11 protein-coding genes are annotated in these 14,215 nt (G+C 56.3%); 3 read left to right on the forward strand and 8 right to left on the reverse strand.

What is annotated here, in order from left to right:
- Window positions 1–305: 305 nt before the first annotated feature.
- Together coaA and ABD796_RS29445 are read right to left on the reverse strand one after the other, a co-directional pair.
- On the reverse strand, window positions 306–1,226 hold the full coding sequence (coaA, locus tag ABD796_RS29440) for a type I pantothenate kinase (protein WP_344915155.1): 921 nt from the start codon (window positions 1,224–1,226) through the stop codon (window positions 306–308).
- Between the two features lie 479 nt (window positions 1,227–1,705).
- Window positions 1,706–2,698 carry a Gfo/Idh/MocA family protein gene (locus ABD796_RS29445; RefSeq protein WP_344915157.1) on the reverse strand — a complete coding sequence of 331 codons (993 nt, stop codon included), beginning with the start codon at window positions 2,696–2,698 and terminating at the stop codon, window positions 1,706–1,708.
- 279 nt (window positions 2,699–2,977) lie between these two features.
- On the opposite strand from ABD796_RS29445, the gene ABD796_RS29450 reads away from it, so the two are divergent.
- On the forward strand, window positions 2,978–6,163 hold the full coding sequence (locus ABD796_RS29450; RefSeq protein WP_344915159.1) for an Ig-like domain-containing protein: 3,186 nt from the start codon (window positions 2,978–2,980) through the stop codon (window positions 6,161–6,163).
- Window positions 6,164–6,311: 148 nt separating this feature from the next.
- Here the strand turns inward: ABD796_RS29450 and ABD796_RS29455 are convergent, their stop codons facing one another.
- The 3 genes from ABD796_RS29455 to ABD796_RS29465 form a co-directional block, all read right to left on the reverse strand.
- The gene (locus ABD796_RS29455) at window positions 6,312–7,166 is read right to left on the reverse strand and encodes an EamA family transporter (RefSeq protein ID WP_344915161.1); all 855 of its coding nucleotides are present in this window, start codon (window positions 7,164–7,166) and stop codon (window positions 6,312–6,314) included.
- 129 nt (window positions 7,167–7,295) lie between these two features.
- Entirely contained in the window at window positions 7,296–7,817 is a 522-nt protein-coding gene (locus tag ABD796_RS29460; RefSeq protein WP_344915163.1) for an ankyrin repeat domain-containing protein, read from the reverse strand.
- Between the two features lie 127 nt (window positions 7,818–7,944).
- Entirely contained in the window at window positions 7,945–8,127 is a 183-nt protein-coding gene (locus tag ABD796_RS29465; protein WP_344915165.1) for a hypothetical protein, read from the reverse strand.
- Between the two features lie 182 nt (window positions 8,128–8,309).
- Here ABD796_RS29465 and katA point away from each other — a divergent pair, with 182 nt between their 5' ends.
- Complete coding sequence (gene katA, locus ABD796_RS29470; RefSeq protein ID WP_344915167.1) at window positions 8,310–9,770, forward strand: catalase KatA; 1,461 nt, start codon at window positions 8,310–8,312, stop codon at window positions 9,768–9,770.
- A gap of 183 nt (window positions 9,771–9,953) precedes the next feature.
- Here katA and ABD796_RS29475 read toward each other — a convergent pair whose 3' ends face one another.
- A complete protein-coding gene (locus tag ABD796_RS29475) occupies window positions 9,954–10,169 on the reverse strand; it encodes a hypothetical protein (protein WP_344915169.1) in 216 nt (71 codons plus the stop codon).
- A 287-nt stretch (window positions 10,170–10,456) separates the two neighbouring features.
- On the opposite strand from ABD796_RS29475, the gene ABD796_RS29480 reads away from it, so the two are divergent.
- Entirely contained in the window at window positions 10,457–11,515 is a 1,059-nt protein-coding gene (locus ABD796_RS29480) for a stalk domain-containing protein (RefSeq protein WP_344915171.1), read from the forward strand.
- A gap of 85 nt (window positions 11,516–11,600) precedes the next feature.
- Here the strand turns inward: ABD796_RS29480 and ABD796_RS29485 are convergent, their stop codons facing one another.
- Window positions 11,601–12,875: a nickel pincer cofactor-dependent isomerase, group 22 gene (locus ABD796_RS29485; protein ID WP_344915173.1), complete on the reverse strand. Its 1,275-nt coding sequence runs from the start codon at window positions 12,873–12,875 to the stop codon at window positions 11,601–11,603.
- Window positions 12,872–14,212 carry an AGE family epimerase/isomerase gene (locus tag ABD796_RS29490; RefSeq protein ID WP_344915175.1) on the reverse strand — a complete coding sequence of 447 codons (1,341 nt, stop codon included), beginning with the start codon at window positions 14,210–14,212 and terminating at the stop codon, window positions 12,872–12,874. Before ABD796_RS29490 ends, ABD796_RS29485 begins: the two co-directional genes overlap by 4 nt.
- Between the last annotated feature and the right edge of the window lie 3 nt (window positions 14,213–14,215).

Consider the following 14,215-nt stretch of genomic DNA (forward strand, 5'->3'; position numbering starts at 1 on the left):
TTTCCTACTGTATCACATTCCCACTTACTTTTCAAAAGTTAATTACCGAAGGGGGAAACAACGAAAAACGCCGCTTCGGCCCGATCCCGGTCCGCGAGGCGCTTGCTTCCGTTCTTCCCTGCCATTTGCCGCCGAAGAAGCGCGAAAACCGCGATCCGGCTCCCAGCCGCTTTGCCGTTTTTTCGAGGACCAGCGCCCGCTCGTGCAAAGCGACGCATGCCAAGCAGGTCTGAAGAAGTCGCGCCCGAAGCAGGGTCGCGCGTCGTCTTCCGGACCGCCGAGCGGCAGCCCGGTGGTGGTCCCGTTTATTTGCGCAGCAGCACTTTGCGGATTTCGTGGTTCAAGCCTTTTTGCAGCAGCAGGCGGGCTCGTCCTTTGGACGGCAAAATGTTTTCGCGCAGATTGACCGCATTGATTTCATTCCAGATTTGCGTTGCCGTCCGAACCGTTTCCTCTTCCGTCAACGTCGCATACCGGTGAAAATACGATTGGGGGTTGCGAAATGCCGAGTCGCGCAGCATCCGGAACCGTTCGATGTACCAGCGCTCGATATCCCGCTCTTCGGCGTCCAGGTAGATGGAGAAGTCGAAAAAATCGCTGACGAACACGCGCGCCTCCTTGCTGACCTGAAGCACGTTAATGCCCTCTACGATCAAAATATCCGGATTGCGCACAATCTGCAGCTGGTCGGGAATGACATCGTAGACGAGATGGGAGTAGACCGGAGCGGCTACCTCCGGTTTGCCCGCCTTCACTTCCGTCAAAAACTGCAGCAGCCGCTTGATGTCGTAGCTTTCCGGAAATCCCTTCTTCTTCATCATATCCCGCTCCAGCAAAATCCGGTTTGGGTGCAGGAATCCGTCGGTCGTCACCAGGTCGACATGGCGGTGGTTCGTCCAACGGGAAAGCAGCAGCTGAAGCAGACGGGCTGCCGTGCTTTTGCCGACCGCCACGCTGCCCGCGATGCCGATAATGAAGGGCGTCTTCGCCTCGCGGCTGCCCGTGAACGACACGGTCGACCGATACAGCTGCTGGGAGGCTGCGACGTGCAGATTGATCAGCCGGGTAATCGGATGGTAAATCTGCTCCGCCTCTTCAAACGGAATCTGATCGTTTAACCCCTTTAAGCTTTCAAACTCTTCCCTCGTGAGCGGAAGAGGCGTGTGATCGCGAAGCGCCGCCCATTCTTTGCGTCCAAATTCCATATATAGGGAATGCCGATTCATCTCAGTTCTCCACCGTTCTAGTTGTAACTGAAAGCAAGTATGCACGAGGGCGGACAGAACGTCAAGCAAAAATTGCGAGCCGGCTATCCTATGAGAAATCGCGGCCCCGACCACGCTATCGGGGCTTGGCGCTGCCGGAATCAGGAACGGGCTTCCGCGATCATCGTCAGTCCGGGCTTCGGGCGGAGCGTCACGAGCGGCTGTTATTGGGGGCTGCTCCTTAGTATCCGATGCCGCGCCCCTTTTTATTCCAGAACGGAAACAGAATCCGGGCCGCAGGGCTCTCTTGCGGTCCGTGACCCTTCCTTCTGTAAAGTTGAATGCCGTGGCAATAAAAGAAGCCGGAGGCTTGCGCCCTTCGGCTCCTTGATGCTGTCGCACCCGTATTTCCTTCTTTTATTAGGATGGCCGGCGGCGGGCCGGCGGGGCGGACGCCGCTCCTTGCCTGCAAGTAAGCCGGAATCTGCGCTACCGTTTCGTTACCGGTACTTCGCATCCGCCGGGTAAACGAGCCCTATTTGCTTCCGGGCTTCGTCCATAATTTCCATCGTCCACAACGAATGGTCGTGGGAGTTGATAGCGGACTCCGTCCGGCCTTGGCGGATCAGGCCGATGAATTCGTTAACCTCGTATACCATCGTATTAGCCTCTTGTTCTCTCGTAACGTCAGTCAGGCTGCCGTCCCTGCCGCGAATTTCCACCGACTCCAGCATGCTGATTTTGGCGATCGTCATCACGCCGTCTTCTCCTTGAATTTCGGAAGGGAGCGACGAGTTTGTCATTTTCGAATAATGAATGACCGCTTCCATCTCCGGATACGCAAGCAGCAGGCTCCCGCCGCCGTCCACTCCGGAACCGAGCATGACGGCATTGGCGTGAATCCGATCGGGCTTGCCGAACAGGACGACCAGCGGATAAAGGCAATAAATCCCCAAATCCATGAGCGCTCCGTTCGAGAACGAAGGGTTAAACGCATTCAGAACTGTTCCCTGCTTGTAGGCATCATAACGGGAAGAATATTGGCAGAAGCTGGATACATACCGCCGCACTTTGCCGATCCGGTGCAGGTTGTCCCGAACCGCGCCGAAATTCGGCTGCAGCGTCGATTTCATCGCCTCCATCAGCACGACGCCATGCTCGCGGGCGACGGCGACCATTTCTTTCAGCTCCGCGCTATTCGAAGCGATCGGCTTCTCGCACAGCACATGAACGCCGTGCTTCATACACGCTTTGGCGTGCTCGGCATGGAGCGAGTTCGGGCTGGCGATGTAGACGGCGTCGATTTCCCCGCTTGCGGCCATTTCCTCTATATTCGTGTACACGCGGGCTGCGCCGTACTTGTCCGAGAATTCCTGCGCACGCTGCGCGGTCCGGGAGTAGACGGCGGTCAGCGCGAAGCCGTCCGCCTCTTGCGCAGCTTGCAGAAAGGAATCCGTAATCCAATTGGTGCCGATAATGCCGAATCGTATCATAGCTGCTCCTTGTCGGTTGAAGTTAATCCGTCTTGGAAAAAAGCATACTTGAATTTTCGGCCTCCTGCAAATTCCCCTCCGGTTGCGAGCATGAATCGCCGCACTCTGTCATGAAAGTACCAAGAATGGTAATTTAAGTTCATACATTTTATTCCTCTTCAATTTTAAAATGGAAGTGCAAGTGTTTGTAATCGCTTTCGAAAGGAGGACCCAAAGACAGGGACAACCCCCGACAGCCAGTCTCAACCGGACTACTACCTTATACTTGGAGGGAATCGGATGAAGAAAACGATGTTGGCCGTCGTGCTATTGGCGACAGCTCTGCTCGGCACGGCATGGACCGCAGCCGCCGAAACGGCGAGCAACACCCCGCTCGTGCTAGAGATCGAGGCCGCAAGCGGAGCCAAGAAACAGATCGACGCCGTGGACGCTCCTAGCAGCGGCAATTATTTGGCCGTACTGACCGACAGATACGGCGACAAAACGAACAATACGAACAAATATAACGTGGCCGTCCAAGTCAGCAGCGATTTTATCGTCACGAAAATCGCCAATAAAGCTCCTGCGCCGGGAACGCCTCCCCCATGGCAGGATTCGCCCAATCTGGACATTCCGCCAAACGGCTTCGTGCTGCTTGCGAGCGACGATGCTTATGCGTCCAGGGGTTACAAAAAGTTTTTGGCGGAAAACTTCACCGTGGGCGACCGGGTAAAGCTGAACGTCGATGGCGTATCGGTCGCCTTGAACGAGTTTAAGCAAAAAACCGAGCATTTGGCCCAGCCTTCCACGCTCGTGCTCGATCAGACGAACATGTTCCCCGTCTCTAAGGATCAGCAATCTACCGCCATTTCCGGCAAGTTGACCAATTATCAGGCCGACGGCGTGTACAGGATTGTCGTCAACGGACAGCAAGTTCCCATTCGCGCGGACGGCTTGTTCTCCTACGATGTCCAGCTGCAGCCCAAGACGAACTATATAACCGTGGAAGTGTACCGCGGACCGATCTTGCAGAACAAATCTACGGTGACCGTCTACCGCTACATGCAAGAGCAGCAAGGCCGCGAAGTCTATTTATGGATCGAGCAATCGACCAATCTGAACAAATATCCGTCCTCCGCCTCCATACGGGCGCTGCTCGTGAAAGCCAAAAACGCCGGCGTTACGGCCGTCGCTTTCCCCGTGAAAGGTCATGAAGGCTTCCTCTCCTACCTGCAAAACGACCTGTCCGGACTCCCTCATATCAGTCAAATCACAGAAGCGACCAAAACCGGGGTTCCTGCCGATCTCGACGTGCTGCAGGAATATATCAGACACGGCCACGAGCTGGGGCTGCGCATCGACGCCGTCTTCAATCTGTACGGCTCCGGAACGGCGAAGGATACCGGGCTTACTCCGGGACAGTTCGCTTCGTTCGAGGAATGGGTGTACCGCCCGGAAGACGGCGGGAATATCGTTCCGATTCGCCAAAGCGCGTACAAGCCTTCCGTCTATTTCCTTAACCCCGCGAACGAAAACGCCCAACAGCTGCAAATGCTTGCGATTGAAGAAGTGATGCGCCACTATGACGTCGACTGCGTCGTGCTCGACCGCGCCCGCTACGACAATCTGTATGCCGATTTCAGCAATCTCTCCAAGCTCCAGTTCGAACAGTATTTGACCGGCAAAGGAAAGACGCTGGCGCACTGGCCGCAAGATATTTTCGAGCATAAATACGACGCATCCGGCAAATATACGGAAACGGTGAACGGGCCGCTGTTCTACGATTGGCTGACGTATCGGTCGACCGTATCGAAAACGTTCTTCCAAAAGCTGCGGACGAAAGTAGACCAAGTCAACCTCGAAACCGGCAAGCACATCCCGCTCGCCAACTCAATGGGGTCCTGGTATACGTCGTATTACGAGGTCGGACAAAATTGGGCCAGCCCAGATTTCCGTTACGACCCGCGGCTTGGACTGAATTTGCCCGGACTGTACACCGAGGAGTATGCGAATACCGCATTCGGGACGCCCGATATTTTTGACTATTTGATTTTGGGCACCTATTACAATACGCCGGAAGCGGTCATCAAAGGAATCGCGCTCATTCATGTGCTGACCATGGAGCAGTTCCCGGTGTATGCCGGCTTCCAGCTCCAGCAGCTGCCCGACCCGGAAGACCAGAGGCAGTCTTTCCAGGCAGCGCTGAAGTTTACGAACGGCATCAAGCTGTTCGATTTGTCGGTCATCAATTGGGATATCCAGAAGGCGGCGCTGGAGGACCGTCCTTACGTGAAGCCGTACCAGCTCGGCATCAGCATCCCGAACGGCCTCGTTCTGCCGGACCCGCTGAAGCCGTTTATCGCCAAAGGTTTTATCGAAGGCGACTATTTCAATCAAAACCGGGCGCTGGACACGGTCGGTTTGTACACCGAAGCGTTCGGACCGACGACAGGAACGTCGGGAAGCTATGGCGTGGAAGTTATCGTAGGCGCCGACGGCAAAGTGACGGACGTCGTCAACAAGCAGCAAGCCATCAACTGGCAGTGGAGCGGCAATCGGGTGAACAACAGCATCATCCCCGCAGGCGGGTTCGTCCTATCCGCTCTGGACAAAGACGGGATTCGCGTCCGCCGGCAGCTGCTCGCGAACGCCTACAGCATCCAGAACGATGTGCGCGCCGCTCTGCTGCGCGGACATTTGGACTATAAAGACGCGACTACGTCCAATGCCAATTTTGAAGTAAAAGGGAATGTAGAGGTACTGGGGCCGGGGACGGCCGCGGTCAAACTGAACGGGGCTCCGGCCAATATGGCCGTAGGCGGGGATTTCAGCGGAACGGTACCACTGCAGCCGGGGGCCAACGACATTGCCATTACCGTCGAAGTCGACGGGAGCAAGACGAACGAGGCGACAATTCGGGTAACCCGCCTGGAGCCGGTGCTGAAGGCGCTCGAGCTGGATGTGAACGGCGGCAAACTGTACGAGGGCGAGACGTACGCTTCGGTTGTAACGGCCGTCTATTCGGACGGTTCGCGAAAGCCCGCTTCGGGTGCCGTATTCGTCTCCTCCAACCCGGGGACGGTGTCCGTGTCGGTATATGGCGAGGCTTCTGCCCTTCGCCAAGGCACGTCGGTCATAACGGCCTCGCTTGATGGACTATCCGCCACCCAAACGGTCACTGTCATCTCTTTGACGAGCATTTCGGTCGATGACGCGAACGTCAGCCTCATCGCCGGCGAAACGCACCTCATTGGCGTGACGGCTGCGTATGCGGACGGGTCCCGCCGAACGGCAGCCGGTCCTCGTTTCTCCACCTCCCACGAAGCGGTAGCGACGGTGGCGAGCGACGGGCTCGTGAAGGCGGTCAAGCCGGGACGGTCCACGATTACCGTCTCGTACGGGGATAAACGAGCGGAGGTTCGCGTGAAAGTGTTCCACCACAAAAATCCCGGGAACAGTAAAAACGACGATCTTTATTTCGATTAACGGATAGCCGCAGAAGGAATAGGGCTACCCCAACCGCCACGAATATGGCGGAGGAGGGTAGCCCTTCTTTTGCTTATGAAGCCCGCAATGCTTGCCGATCCGGTCATCGTACAGCCGAAACCCTGCCCTCCGTAGTTTCCCTCTGTCGTCACGCCCCGCCCCAAATGCCCAAAACGACCACCCCGGCCGTAATCATCAAAGAAGTGAACAGCCGCCGCGGGCCTTGCTGCTCCTTAAGAATCCAAATGCCCATCGCCGTCCCGAATACGGTGCCGATCTCTCGCATCGGGGCGAGCTGGGCAACGGGCGCCAGCGACAAGGCAAGTAAAAACAGCAAATAGCCTCCCGGCGCCAAAATACCGCCAAGTATAATCGTTTTCCCGTTCGCGGCCCATTCTTGGCGAATCCCGTTGGACCGGAAGGCAGCTACGCTTAGAGCAAGCATATTGCCTATATTGGAGGCCTCGTTCAATACGACGGCCGGAACATGATCGAGCGCAAGCTTATCCACTACGATGTAACTGGCGATGCAAACGCCTACAGCCAGCGCCAGCAGCGGAGCGCGTAAGGTGCCGGAGCCGCTCCGGTCGAAACGGATACCGCTCAACAGCACGATGCCGCACACGATGAACGCGACCCCGCCCCAGCCATAGACCGATAACGGCTCACCGATGAGGAATACGCCCGCAAACGGTACGAGCAAAGGACTCGTTCCCCGCATAATCGGGTACACCTGCGACAAATCCCCGATCGAATAGGCGGCGGCCAGCAGAACGACATACAATCCGTGCAGCGCCATGGACGCCGCGACCAGCAAAGCCGTTTGGCCAGACCAGTGAACCGCGTCCAGCTCGACAATCGCCCACGGCAAGAAGACGACGACCGCAGTAAGCTGGCAAAACCACAGAAAAACGTTTTTGTTCAAGCTTCTCTTCGTGTATAAATTCCAAACCGAATGAACGAAGCCCGAGCCGAGCACGAGCAAAACGGCTATTCCTGTCATAGAGGCCCCCTTTTTACGGGCCTGCATCCCTATCCCGTTTCGGCTTTGCCAAATAAAAAAAGACGTCCCATCCGAGACATCCTTCTTTCCCTAGCGGTATTGTACCATGTTTCTTAGCGGCATTAAACTTTAAATTCCAGCGCCCCGTTCGCGCAAAAGCCCGGCAACGCTCCCGTTTCCTTGCTTCTGGGCAATGGACAGCGCCGTTCCGCCTCCTTGGGCAGCGGCGTTGACGTCCGCGCCGTGCTCGAGCAGCAGCCGGATCAGCTCGACGTTATCGTCATGAAAGGCGGCCGTATGCACGCACGTATGGCCGTTGCTGTCGAACAGACGGGTATCCGCTCCCCGGTCCAGCAGCAGCCGAATGACTTCCATGTTTCGTTTACCGGCAATCGCCGCATGCAGCGCCGTGTTGGACGGGATGTACGAAACGGACGAACGGGAAACGGCATTCACGTCCGCGCCGTAATCAAGCAGCACCCGCACCGCTTCCTTATTGCCGAAATGGGCCGCGTAGCCGAGCGGCGTGAGTCCCTCGCCGTTTGCCGTGTTCGCGAGGCTCGACTCTTCGTCTAGCAATCGCTTCAGTTTCTCCGCGTCTCCCGATTGCGCCGCTCCGAACAGCTCGCCGATCTTTGCATTCAAGTCCACTCCAAATCCCTCGCCTTCCAGAGTCGAATCCGCTTCTCGCGGGTTACGCCACCATTGTATACCGCGACGGCGCATGTCCGCTTCCCGAAAATCCCTTTTTTGCCGATAACGCTCTTGGAGACAGCCGCTAATACCGGTTCTGATCCTTTTTCTCGTTAATGTAAATATCAAGCGCTTTAATGCCTCTGTGGGCAAGGCGAATGAATAATATCAAGCAATAGATCGAAAGCCCGATCAGAACGAGATAAATCAATACGCCGAACGAACTGAAAAAACTTAACATGCTAAAGCCTGCGCCTCCGGTGCTCATGAACGCTCCCTCCTCTTCTTCTTTTTATGCATGTACGTTAGGACCACGCAAAAGTTTCACCGCATTGAATTCTGAAAAACTATTATTTAGAATTATTATAAATAAATATTGATGTTTTAGTAATACATGTTATCATAGAATATAGAAAAGCATCATATCTATCTGATGAGGTGATTATATTCATGACTACCAATAAAAATAATCATTTAACGACAAGTTGGGGCGCTCCCGTAGGCGATAATCAAAATTCGATGACAGCCGGTTCCCGCGGGCCGACCTTGATTCAGGACGTCCATCTGCTCGAGAAGCTGGCGCATTTCAACCGCGAGCGCGTGCCCGAGCGCGTCGTTCACGCCAAAGGCGCGGGTGCGCACGGCTATTTCGAGGTGACGAACGACTTGTCGGCCTATACGAAGGCGGACTTCTTGTCCGCGGTAGGCAAACGCACGCCCATGTTTATCCGCTTCTCCACGGTTGCGGGCGAGCTCGGCTCATCCGACACGGTGCGCGACCCGCGCGGCTTCGCGGTCAAGTTTTACACCGAGGAAGGAAACTACGACCTGGTCGGCAACAATACGCCTGTCTTTTTCATTCGCGATGCGATCAAATTTCCCGATTTCATCCACACGCAGAAGCGCCATCCGCAAACCCATTTGAAAAACCCGAATGCGGTATGGGATTTCTGGTCGCTCTCCCCCGAGTCGCTTCATCAGGTTACGATTCTGATGTCCGACCGCGGCATCCCGGCTACGCTCCGGCATATGCACGGCTTCGGCAGCCATACGTTCAAGTGGGTCAATGCCGAGGGCAAGGCCGTCTGGGTGAAGTATCATTTCAAAACCGAGCAAGGCGTTCGGAATCTCGATGTCGAACTGGCCGCCAAACTTGCGGGCGAGAACCCGGACTACCATACCGAGGATTTGTTCAACGCGATCGCGAGCGGCGACTTCCCTTCCTGGAAGCTGTGCGTGCAGATCATGCCGGTGGAGGACGCCGATACGTACCGGTTCGACCCGTTCGACGTTACGAAAGTATGGTCGCAAAAAGATTATCCGCTCATCGAGCTCGGACGCATGGTGCTGGACCGGAATCCGGACAATTATTTCGCCGAGGTCGAGCAGGCCACGTTCTCGCCGGGATCGTTCGTGCCAGGTATCGAAGCATCGCCGGACAAAATGCTGCAAGGGCGCCTGTTCGCTTACGCCGATGCGCACCGGTACCGGGTCGGCGCCAACCATAATGCGCTGCCGATCAACCGGCCCAAAGCGGAAACGAACCATTACCAGCGCGACGGACAAATGCGCTTCGACGGCAACGGCGGCGGAGCTGTTTATTACGAGCCGAACAGCTACGGCGGACCAACCGAGTCCCCTGCACACAGGACGGCGCCGTTCGAAATATCCGGCACGGCCGATAGCGTCGCTTACGACCACCATGACCATTATACGCAGGCAGGCGACCTGTACCGGCTGATGAGCGAGGACGAGCGCGGCCGTCTTGTCCGCAACATCGTCGGCGCGATGAAGCCGGTGGAACGAGACGAGATCAAGCTGCGCCAAATCGCCCATTTCTACAAAGCTGATCCGGAGTACGGAACCGGTGTAGCCGAAGGGCTCGGGCTGCCTGTGCCGAAAGACGAATAAACCAATATCGAAGCTTTGGACTTTGCGGTCCAAAGCTTTTTTGTTTCAAGAGAGCTCGTCGTCTTGGCGTTTTCCGTTCGACCTTCGCCGAAAAAGCCCCTGGCGTCATTCTCTTGTAGGCGAATGACTCCGGAGCTAAGGCGGGCCTGGACGCGTCGACCTGCAACGGCCGGTTTTCGGTCGTTATACGCCTGTCCTTCTTTTTTGGTTATTCGGCTTTTTGTTGATCTGGCTCTTCATCTGCTTGACATCCGTCGTATGATGGCCGCTTTGCAGATCCTTCGACTGGTGCTGCTCCTGCTTTTTCTGCGCCAGCTTCCGCTTCATGGCCTCGGCCAGCGAGATTTTGCGCGGCTCCTCCGCCGTTCCGGTTTCCGGCTTATCGATCGATTCCGACATCGGTTCATTCACCTCGGCTTTCTTTGTCCATTCCCGATTCTCATCTTACCACACCGGAGGCAAGCTTGAAATGGATGGCGGATAAGCCCTCCCGAAGAGGCAGAACGGCAAGCTTAAGACCTACATTCGCATTATTAGAAAAATAGGTATTTAGAATTAATAATTTTCATAATTTTAGGCGAAATAGTCTTTTTTACATAGAAAAACATATCCGTATCCAGTATAATCAGGTGGAGAAATCCTTCAATCGAGGAATTCCAATTATACAGACAAGGGAGAGATGGTTTGTGCGCAAGAGCTTGAAAAGGATGTCGGCCCTTCTGGTTGTGGCGATGGTCCTTTCCGCATTCGCTTCCGCCGCCGCGTTCGCTGCCGATGCTGCAGTGCGGGCAGGCGAGGAGAAAACGATCAAGACTGTTCAAGGCGGGGAAGTTTCCCTGACTAATATTTTGAAAGAAATTTCGTTCACCGACGAAGGCGCTGGAGTAGGAGACATCCTTTACGTTTCCGAAGGACCCGTAACGATCGTCGTCAAAGACAAGAAGGCTCCGGCACAGCTTAGCTACTTTCCGGATGCCAAGCTCGACAAAGACTTTTTCGATATCGGCGAAGTTCATGAACGCATGGAAATGAGCAATAACACCATCACCATCAGCAAACCGGGCTACTACGGCGGACATGCGCAGTTCGGCGAGGACTATTCTCCGGATTCGGTTGCGCAATTCGCCATTCAAATCGTCGCCCGTGGAATGGATGGCGTGAAGCCGGAAGAAAAGGCCGAGCCGAAAAACGATAAAGCCGTCGAAACGAAACCGGAAAACAAGACGGACGCTGCTCCGGCAAAGCAGGAGAATAAGCCTGATCCTACGTCGGCTGAAAAGCCTACCGAAAAACCAGCCGGCAAGCCGGAAATCGCCGCCGCCCTCCCGACCGCTGCCAAAGTGCTCGTGAATGGCAAAGAAACCGCGTTCGAGGCGTATACGATTAACGGCAATAATTACTTCAAGCTGCGCGACCTGGCCATGGCCGTCAACGGCACGGACAAGCCGTTTCAAGTCGGCTGGAACGACGCGAAGAACGCCATCAGCCTGGAAACGGGCAAAGCTTATACGCCTGCCGGCGGAGAGCTTGCCGTGTCCGCCAATCCGGCACCGGCCGATGCGGTCACCACCGGCTCCACCATCTACCTGGACGGCAAAGAAGTTCCGTTTACTGCCTACAACATTAACGGCAACAACTATTTCAAGCTGCGCGATATCGCCAAAGCCATCAACTTCGGCGTGACGTGGGACGGCAAAGCCAATCAGATCGGCATCGATACGAAGTTGGTTTACACGGAAGAGTAGAACAAAGAGCGGGACGACAACCATCATTGTCGTCCCGCTCTTCTTCTATTCGTTCCCGTTGCTTTCAGGGCATAACCAGCTACGTCTACGCCTTGGGCAGATGGCCCTCATCATCGAAATGCCATTCCCCCGGCTCCGCCAATACTTCGATATCCGGGTGTTGGCGGGCTTCGTCCAGCATGGCGGCGGATATCTGAATGTCGCCCAGATGGAGCGTGTCGCGGATCCGCACGAGACGGCAGGTCGTATAATCGAATATATTGCACGTCTTGACCGCAGCCTTGATCGCATAATAATCGTTTTCCAGCGTGGTCGATATGTTGCAAGGCAAGCATACGGTCGAGGTCAGGCCGTTGGCGTACGTCGCCTCCGCGCTCATCTTGTCGACCATGCGGCGCGTCGTAAAGTCGGAAAGCCCGATCCCCGCGGCATTGCCCTTGGATTCGGGCGTCAGGTCTAGCGCCACGATCTTGGTGACATCCGGCCCGCCGTAAGCATAAGGGGTCGGGAAGCGCCCGGTCACATTCGGGTCCATCCCGTCGCCGCTAATGTTTTTGCCTATCCAGTCGATAACCAGTACGTCGATTTGCCCAAACAGCAGCTTCGGAATGCGTTCCTTCGCCTCCACGAGCAGTTCCCGCTCCCGCTCCTCCACCCGCTCGATCGGAAGCGCTTCGATGAGGCACGTCTGATCGTACGCATTCTCCACGATCGCGATGCCGAAGACGATCGGCAGCTTGCGCATCAGAATGCGGGCCGCGTTCGGCATATTGACGGCCATATGCTTGAAGCCGAGCTGATGGATCGCTTCGGCTCCCTTCTGCTTGCCGAGACCGACGGCGATCATCTTCATGACGCCGCTCTCGTACGGCCCGCGGAAGGCGGTATGCGGCTTGATCCGGTTAATGACGACGATGGCGTCGGCTTCCATGGCGAAGCGGTCGACATAGACGGGCAGGCCGTTGTCGAGCGTATCGATCACGACGACTTCCATCGAAGCCAGAATCGGCACCAGCATCGTCGCCTCCGTAATGCCGAGCTGCTTCAGGATATCGACCTGCCCTTCGGCGGTCGCGCCGCCATGGCTGCCCATGCACGGAACGATAAACGGTATCGCCCCGGCGTCCTTGATCCGGTCGAGCGTTGTTTTGACGATCAGCGCCAAATTTTGAATGCCCCGGCTTCCGACCGCGACGGCAACCCGCTGGCCCGGCTTCAGCCGGTCGAGCGTCCCCGGCCTCTCCAGTTCCCGGCGCACATGGCCGCGAATGTCGTCAATCCGGGTGTCGTCGAATTTTTGCCGAATCAACGCCATCGGCGGCAGCGGAATCGGCTCCAGCAGCTTGCGGATGATGCTCATGCCTGTAACGCCTCCATTCCGGGACCGTTTTTCATCCGATCCAGCAGCTCGATGATCAAAATTACGTTGCGGATAATATGGTACGGGTCTTTAACCGGCAGCGCGACGACCTTATCGATCGGCTCGCCGTTGCGCCGGCGGATCTGAATCCATTCCCCGACCCGTTCGTCCGGATGCGGAAACGTGCGGAACGTATAGTCGTGAATGGCGCGATAGTCGGTAAGCAACCGTTCGTCCCCGGTCAAGCTGTAGCCGAGCATCGTCGTGTACAGCGCCTCCGAATGGACCCACCACAGCTTGTTGTCCCAGTTTTGCCCGATTTGTCCGACCATGCCCGTATGCTCGATGCCGCTGCGGTCTCCCCGCGGCTGCCCGCCGTCCCGGTCCACGAACAGCAGCAGGCCTCCGTATTCGTCGTCCCAGCCGAGCTCCACCATCTTCTTGGCCGTCCGGACCGCTTTTCCGATATAAGGCTCCATCCCGAGCTTCATAGCCGCATGGATGACGAACCACATATCCTCGATGGAATGGCCTGGATTGCAATAACGACCCAGCAGCGAGTCGACCCGGGAGCGGTCGGCGCCGATCATTTCGTTCAGCACCCCGTCCGTATCGACAAAATGGTCCATAATTTCCTGCAAAAACATCCTCATGTTGCCGCGCAGCCATTCCGTCGTATCGCTTTCGGCCGTCCCGCTCTCCGCTCCCCCGCTTGCGGTCCCGAGGGCTTCTTCGGCCTCCAGCAGCTCCTGAGTCACATTAAGCAGAATCATCGGAATGTTGTGCGAACGGTACCCGTCCGGTGTCGGATAAGGCGCCATTTCGTATTGCCCGCTTTCGATCCGTCCGATAATCGAGCGGTACAGTGTCCGCGCAAAGCTCAGGCTGTCCGCACTGTCTGCCGTCGCGGCATATTTGGCCAATCCGGCCACGACGAAGCAGTCGGCGAAGATGCTGGAATCGTACCGCTCGTTCGGGGGATTGAGCTTCGGATCACCCGTCCGCTCCATGACGAACGCGCAATTTCCGTTGTCGAGCAAGCAATGGTCCATCAGAAACTTCGCGCCGCTTTCGGCCAGCTTCAGGAAACGGTCCCGTTCCCCGCTGTCGAAGGTGTCCGTGCTCATGGAGGCCAGCTTCGCGTACATCCAGACGAACCGGCCTTGCGACCACGTATATTTATCCGTGGAGACGAGCTTCTCCCCCGTATTGTCGTAGCAGTTGAAGTACCCGCCGTGCTCCTCGTCCGAAGAGCGCAGCCAGAACGGCAGCAGCACCCGCTTCAGATGGTCTTCGTAAAAAACGCGCAAGCTTCCCGCATCCCAAGTTTCGCTCATACC

Source organism: Paenibacillus hodogayensis (genome assembly GCF_039536325.1).
Classification (GTDB): Bacteria; Bacillota; Bacilli; order Paenibacillales; family NBRC-103111; genus Paenibacillus_AB; species Paenibacillus_AB hodogayensis.

Bases quoted from the DNA above. Each gene is read 5' to 3' on its own strand.
- coaA (WP_344915155.1), bottom strand. From the start codon at position 1,226: ATGAATCGGCATTCCCTATATATGGAATTTGGACGCAAAGAATGGGCG.
- ABD796_RS29445 (WP_344915157.1), bottom strand. From the start codon at position 2,698: ATGATACGATTCGGCATTATCGGCACCAATTGGATTACGGATTCCTTT.
- ABD796_RS29450 (WP_344915159.1), top strand. From the start codon at position 2,978: ATGAAGAAAACGATGTTGGCCGTCGTGCTATTGGCGACAGCTCTGCTC.
- ABD796_RS29455 (WP_344915161.1), bottom strand. From the start codon at position 7,166: ATGACAGGAATAGCCGTTTTGCTCGTGCTCGGCTCGGGCTTCGTTCAT.
- ABD796_RS29465 (WP_344915165.1), bottom strand. From the start codon at position 8,127: ATGAGCACCGGAGGCGCAGGCTTTAGCATGTTAAGTTTTTTCAGTTCG.
- katA (WP_344915167.1), top strand. From the start codon at position 8,310: ATGACTACCAATAAAAATAATCATTTAACGACAAGTTGGGGCGCTCCC.
- ABD796_RS29475 (WP_344915169.1), bottom strand. From the start codon at position 10,169: ATGTCGGAATCGATCGATAAGCCGGAAACCGGAACGGCGGAGGAGCCG.
- ABD796_RS29485 (WP_344915173.1), bottom strand. From the start codon at position 12,875: ATGAGCATCATCCGCAAGCTGCTGGAGCCGATTCCGCTGCCGCCGATG.
- ABD796_RS29490 (WP_344915175.1), bottom strand. From the start codon at position 14,212: ATGAGCGAAACTTGGGATGCGGGAAGCTTGCGCGTTTTTTACGAAGAC.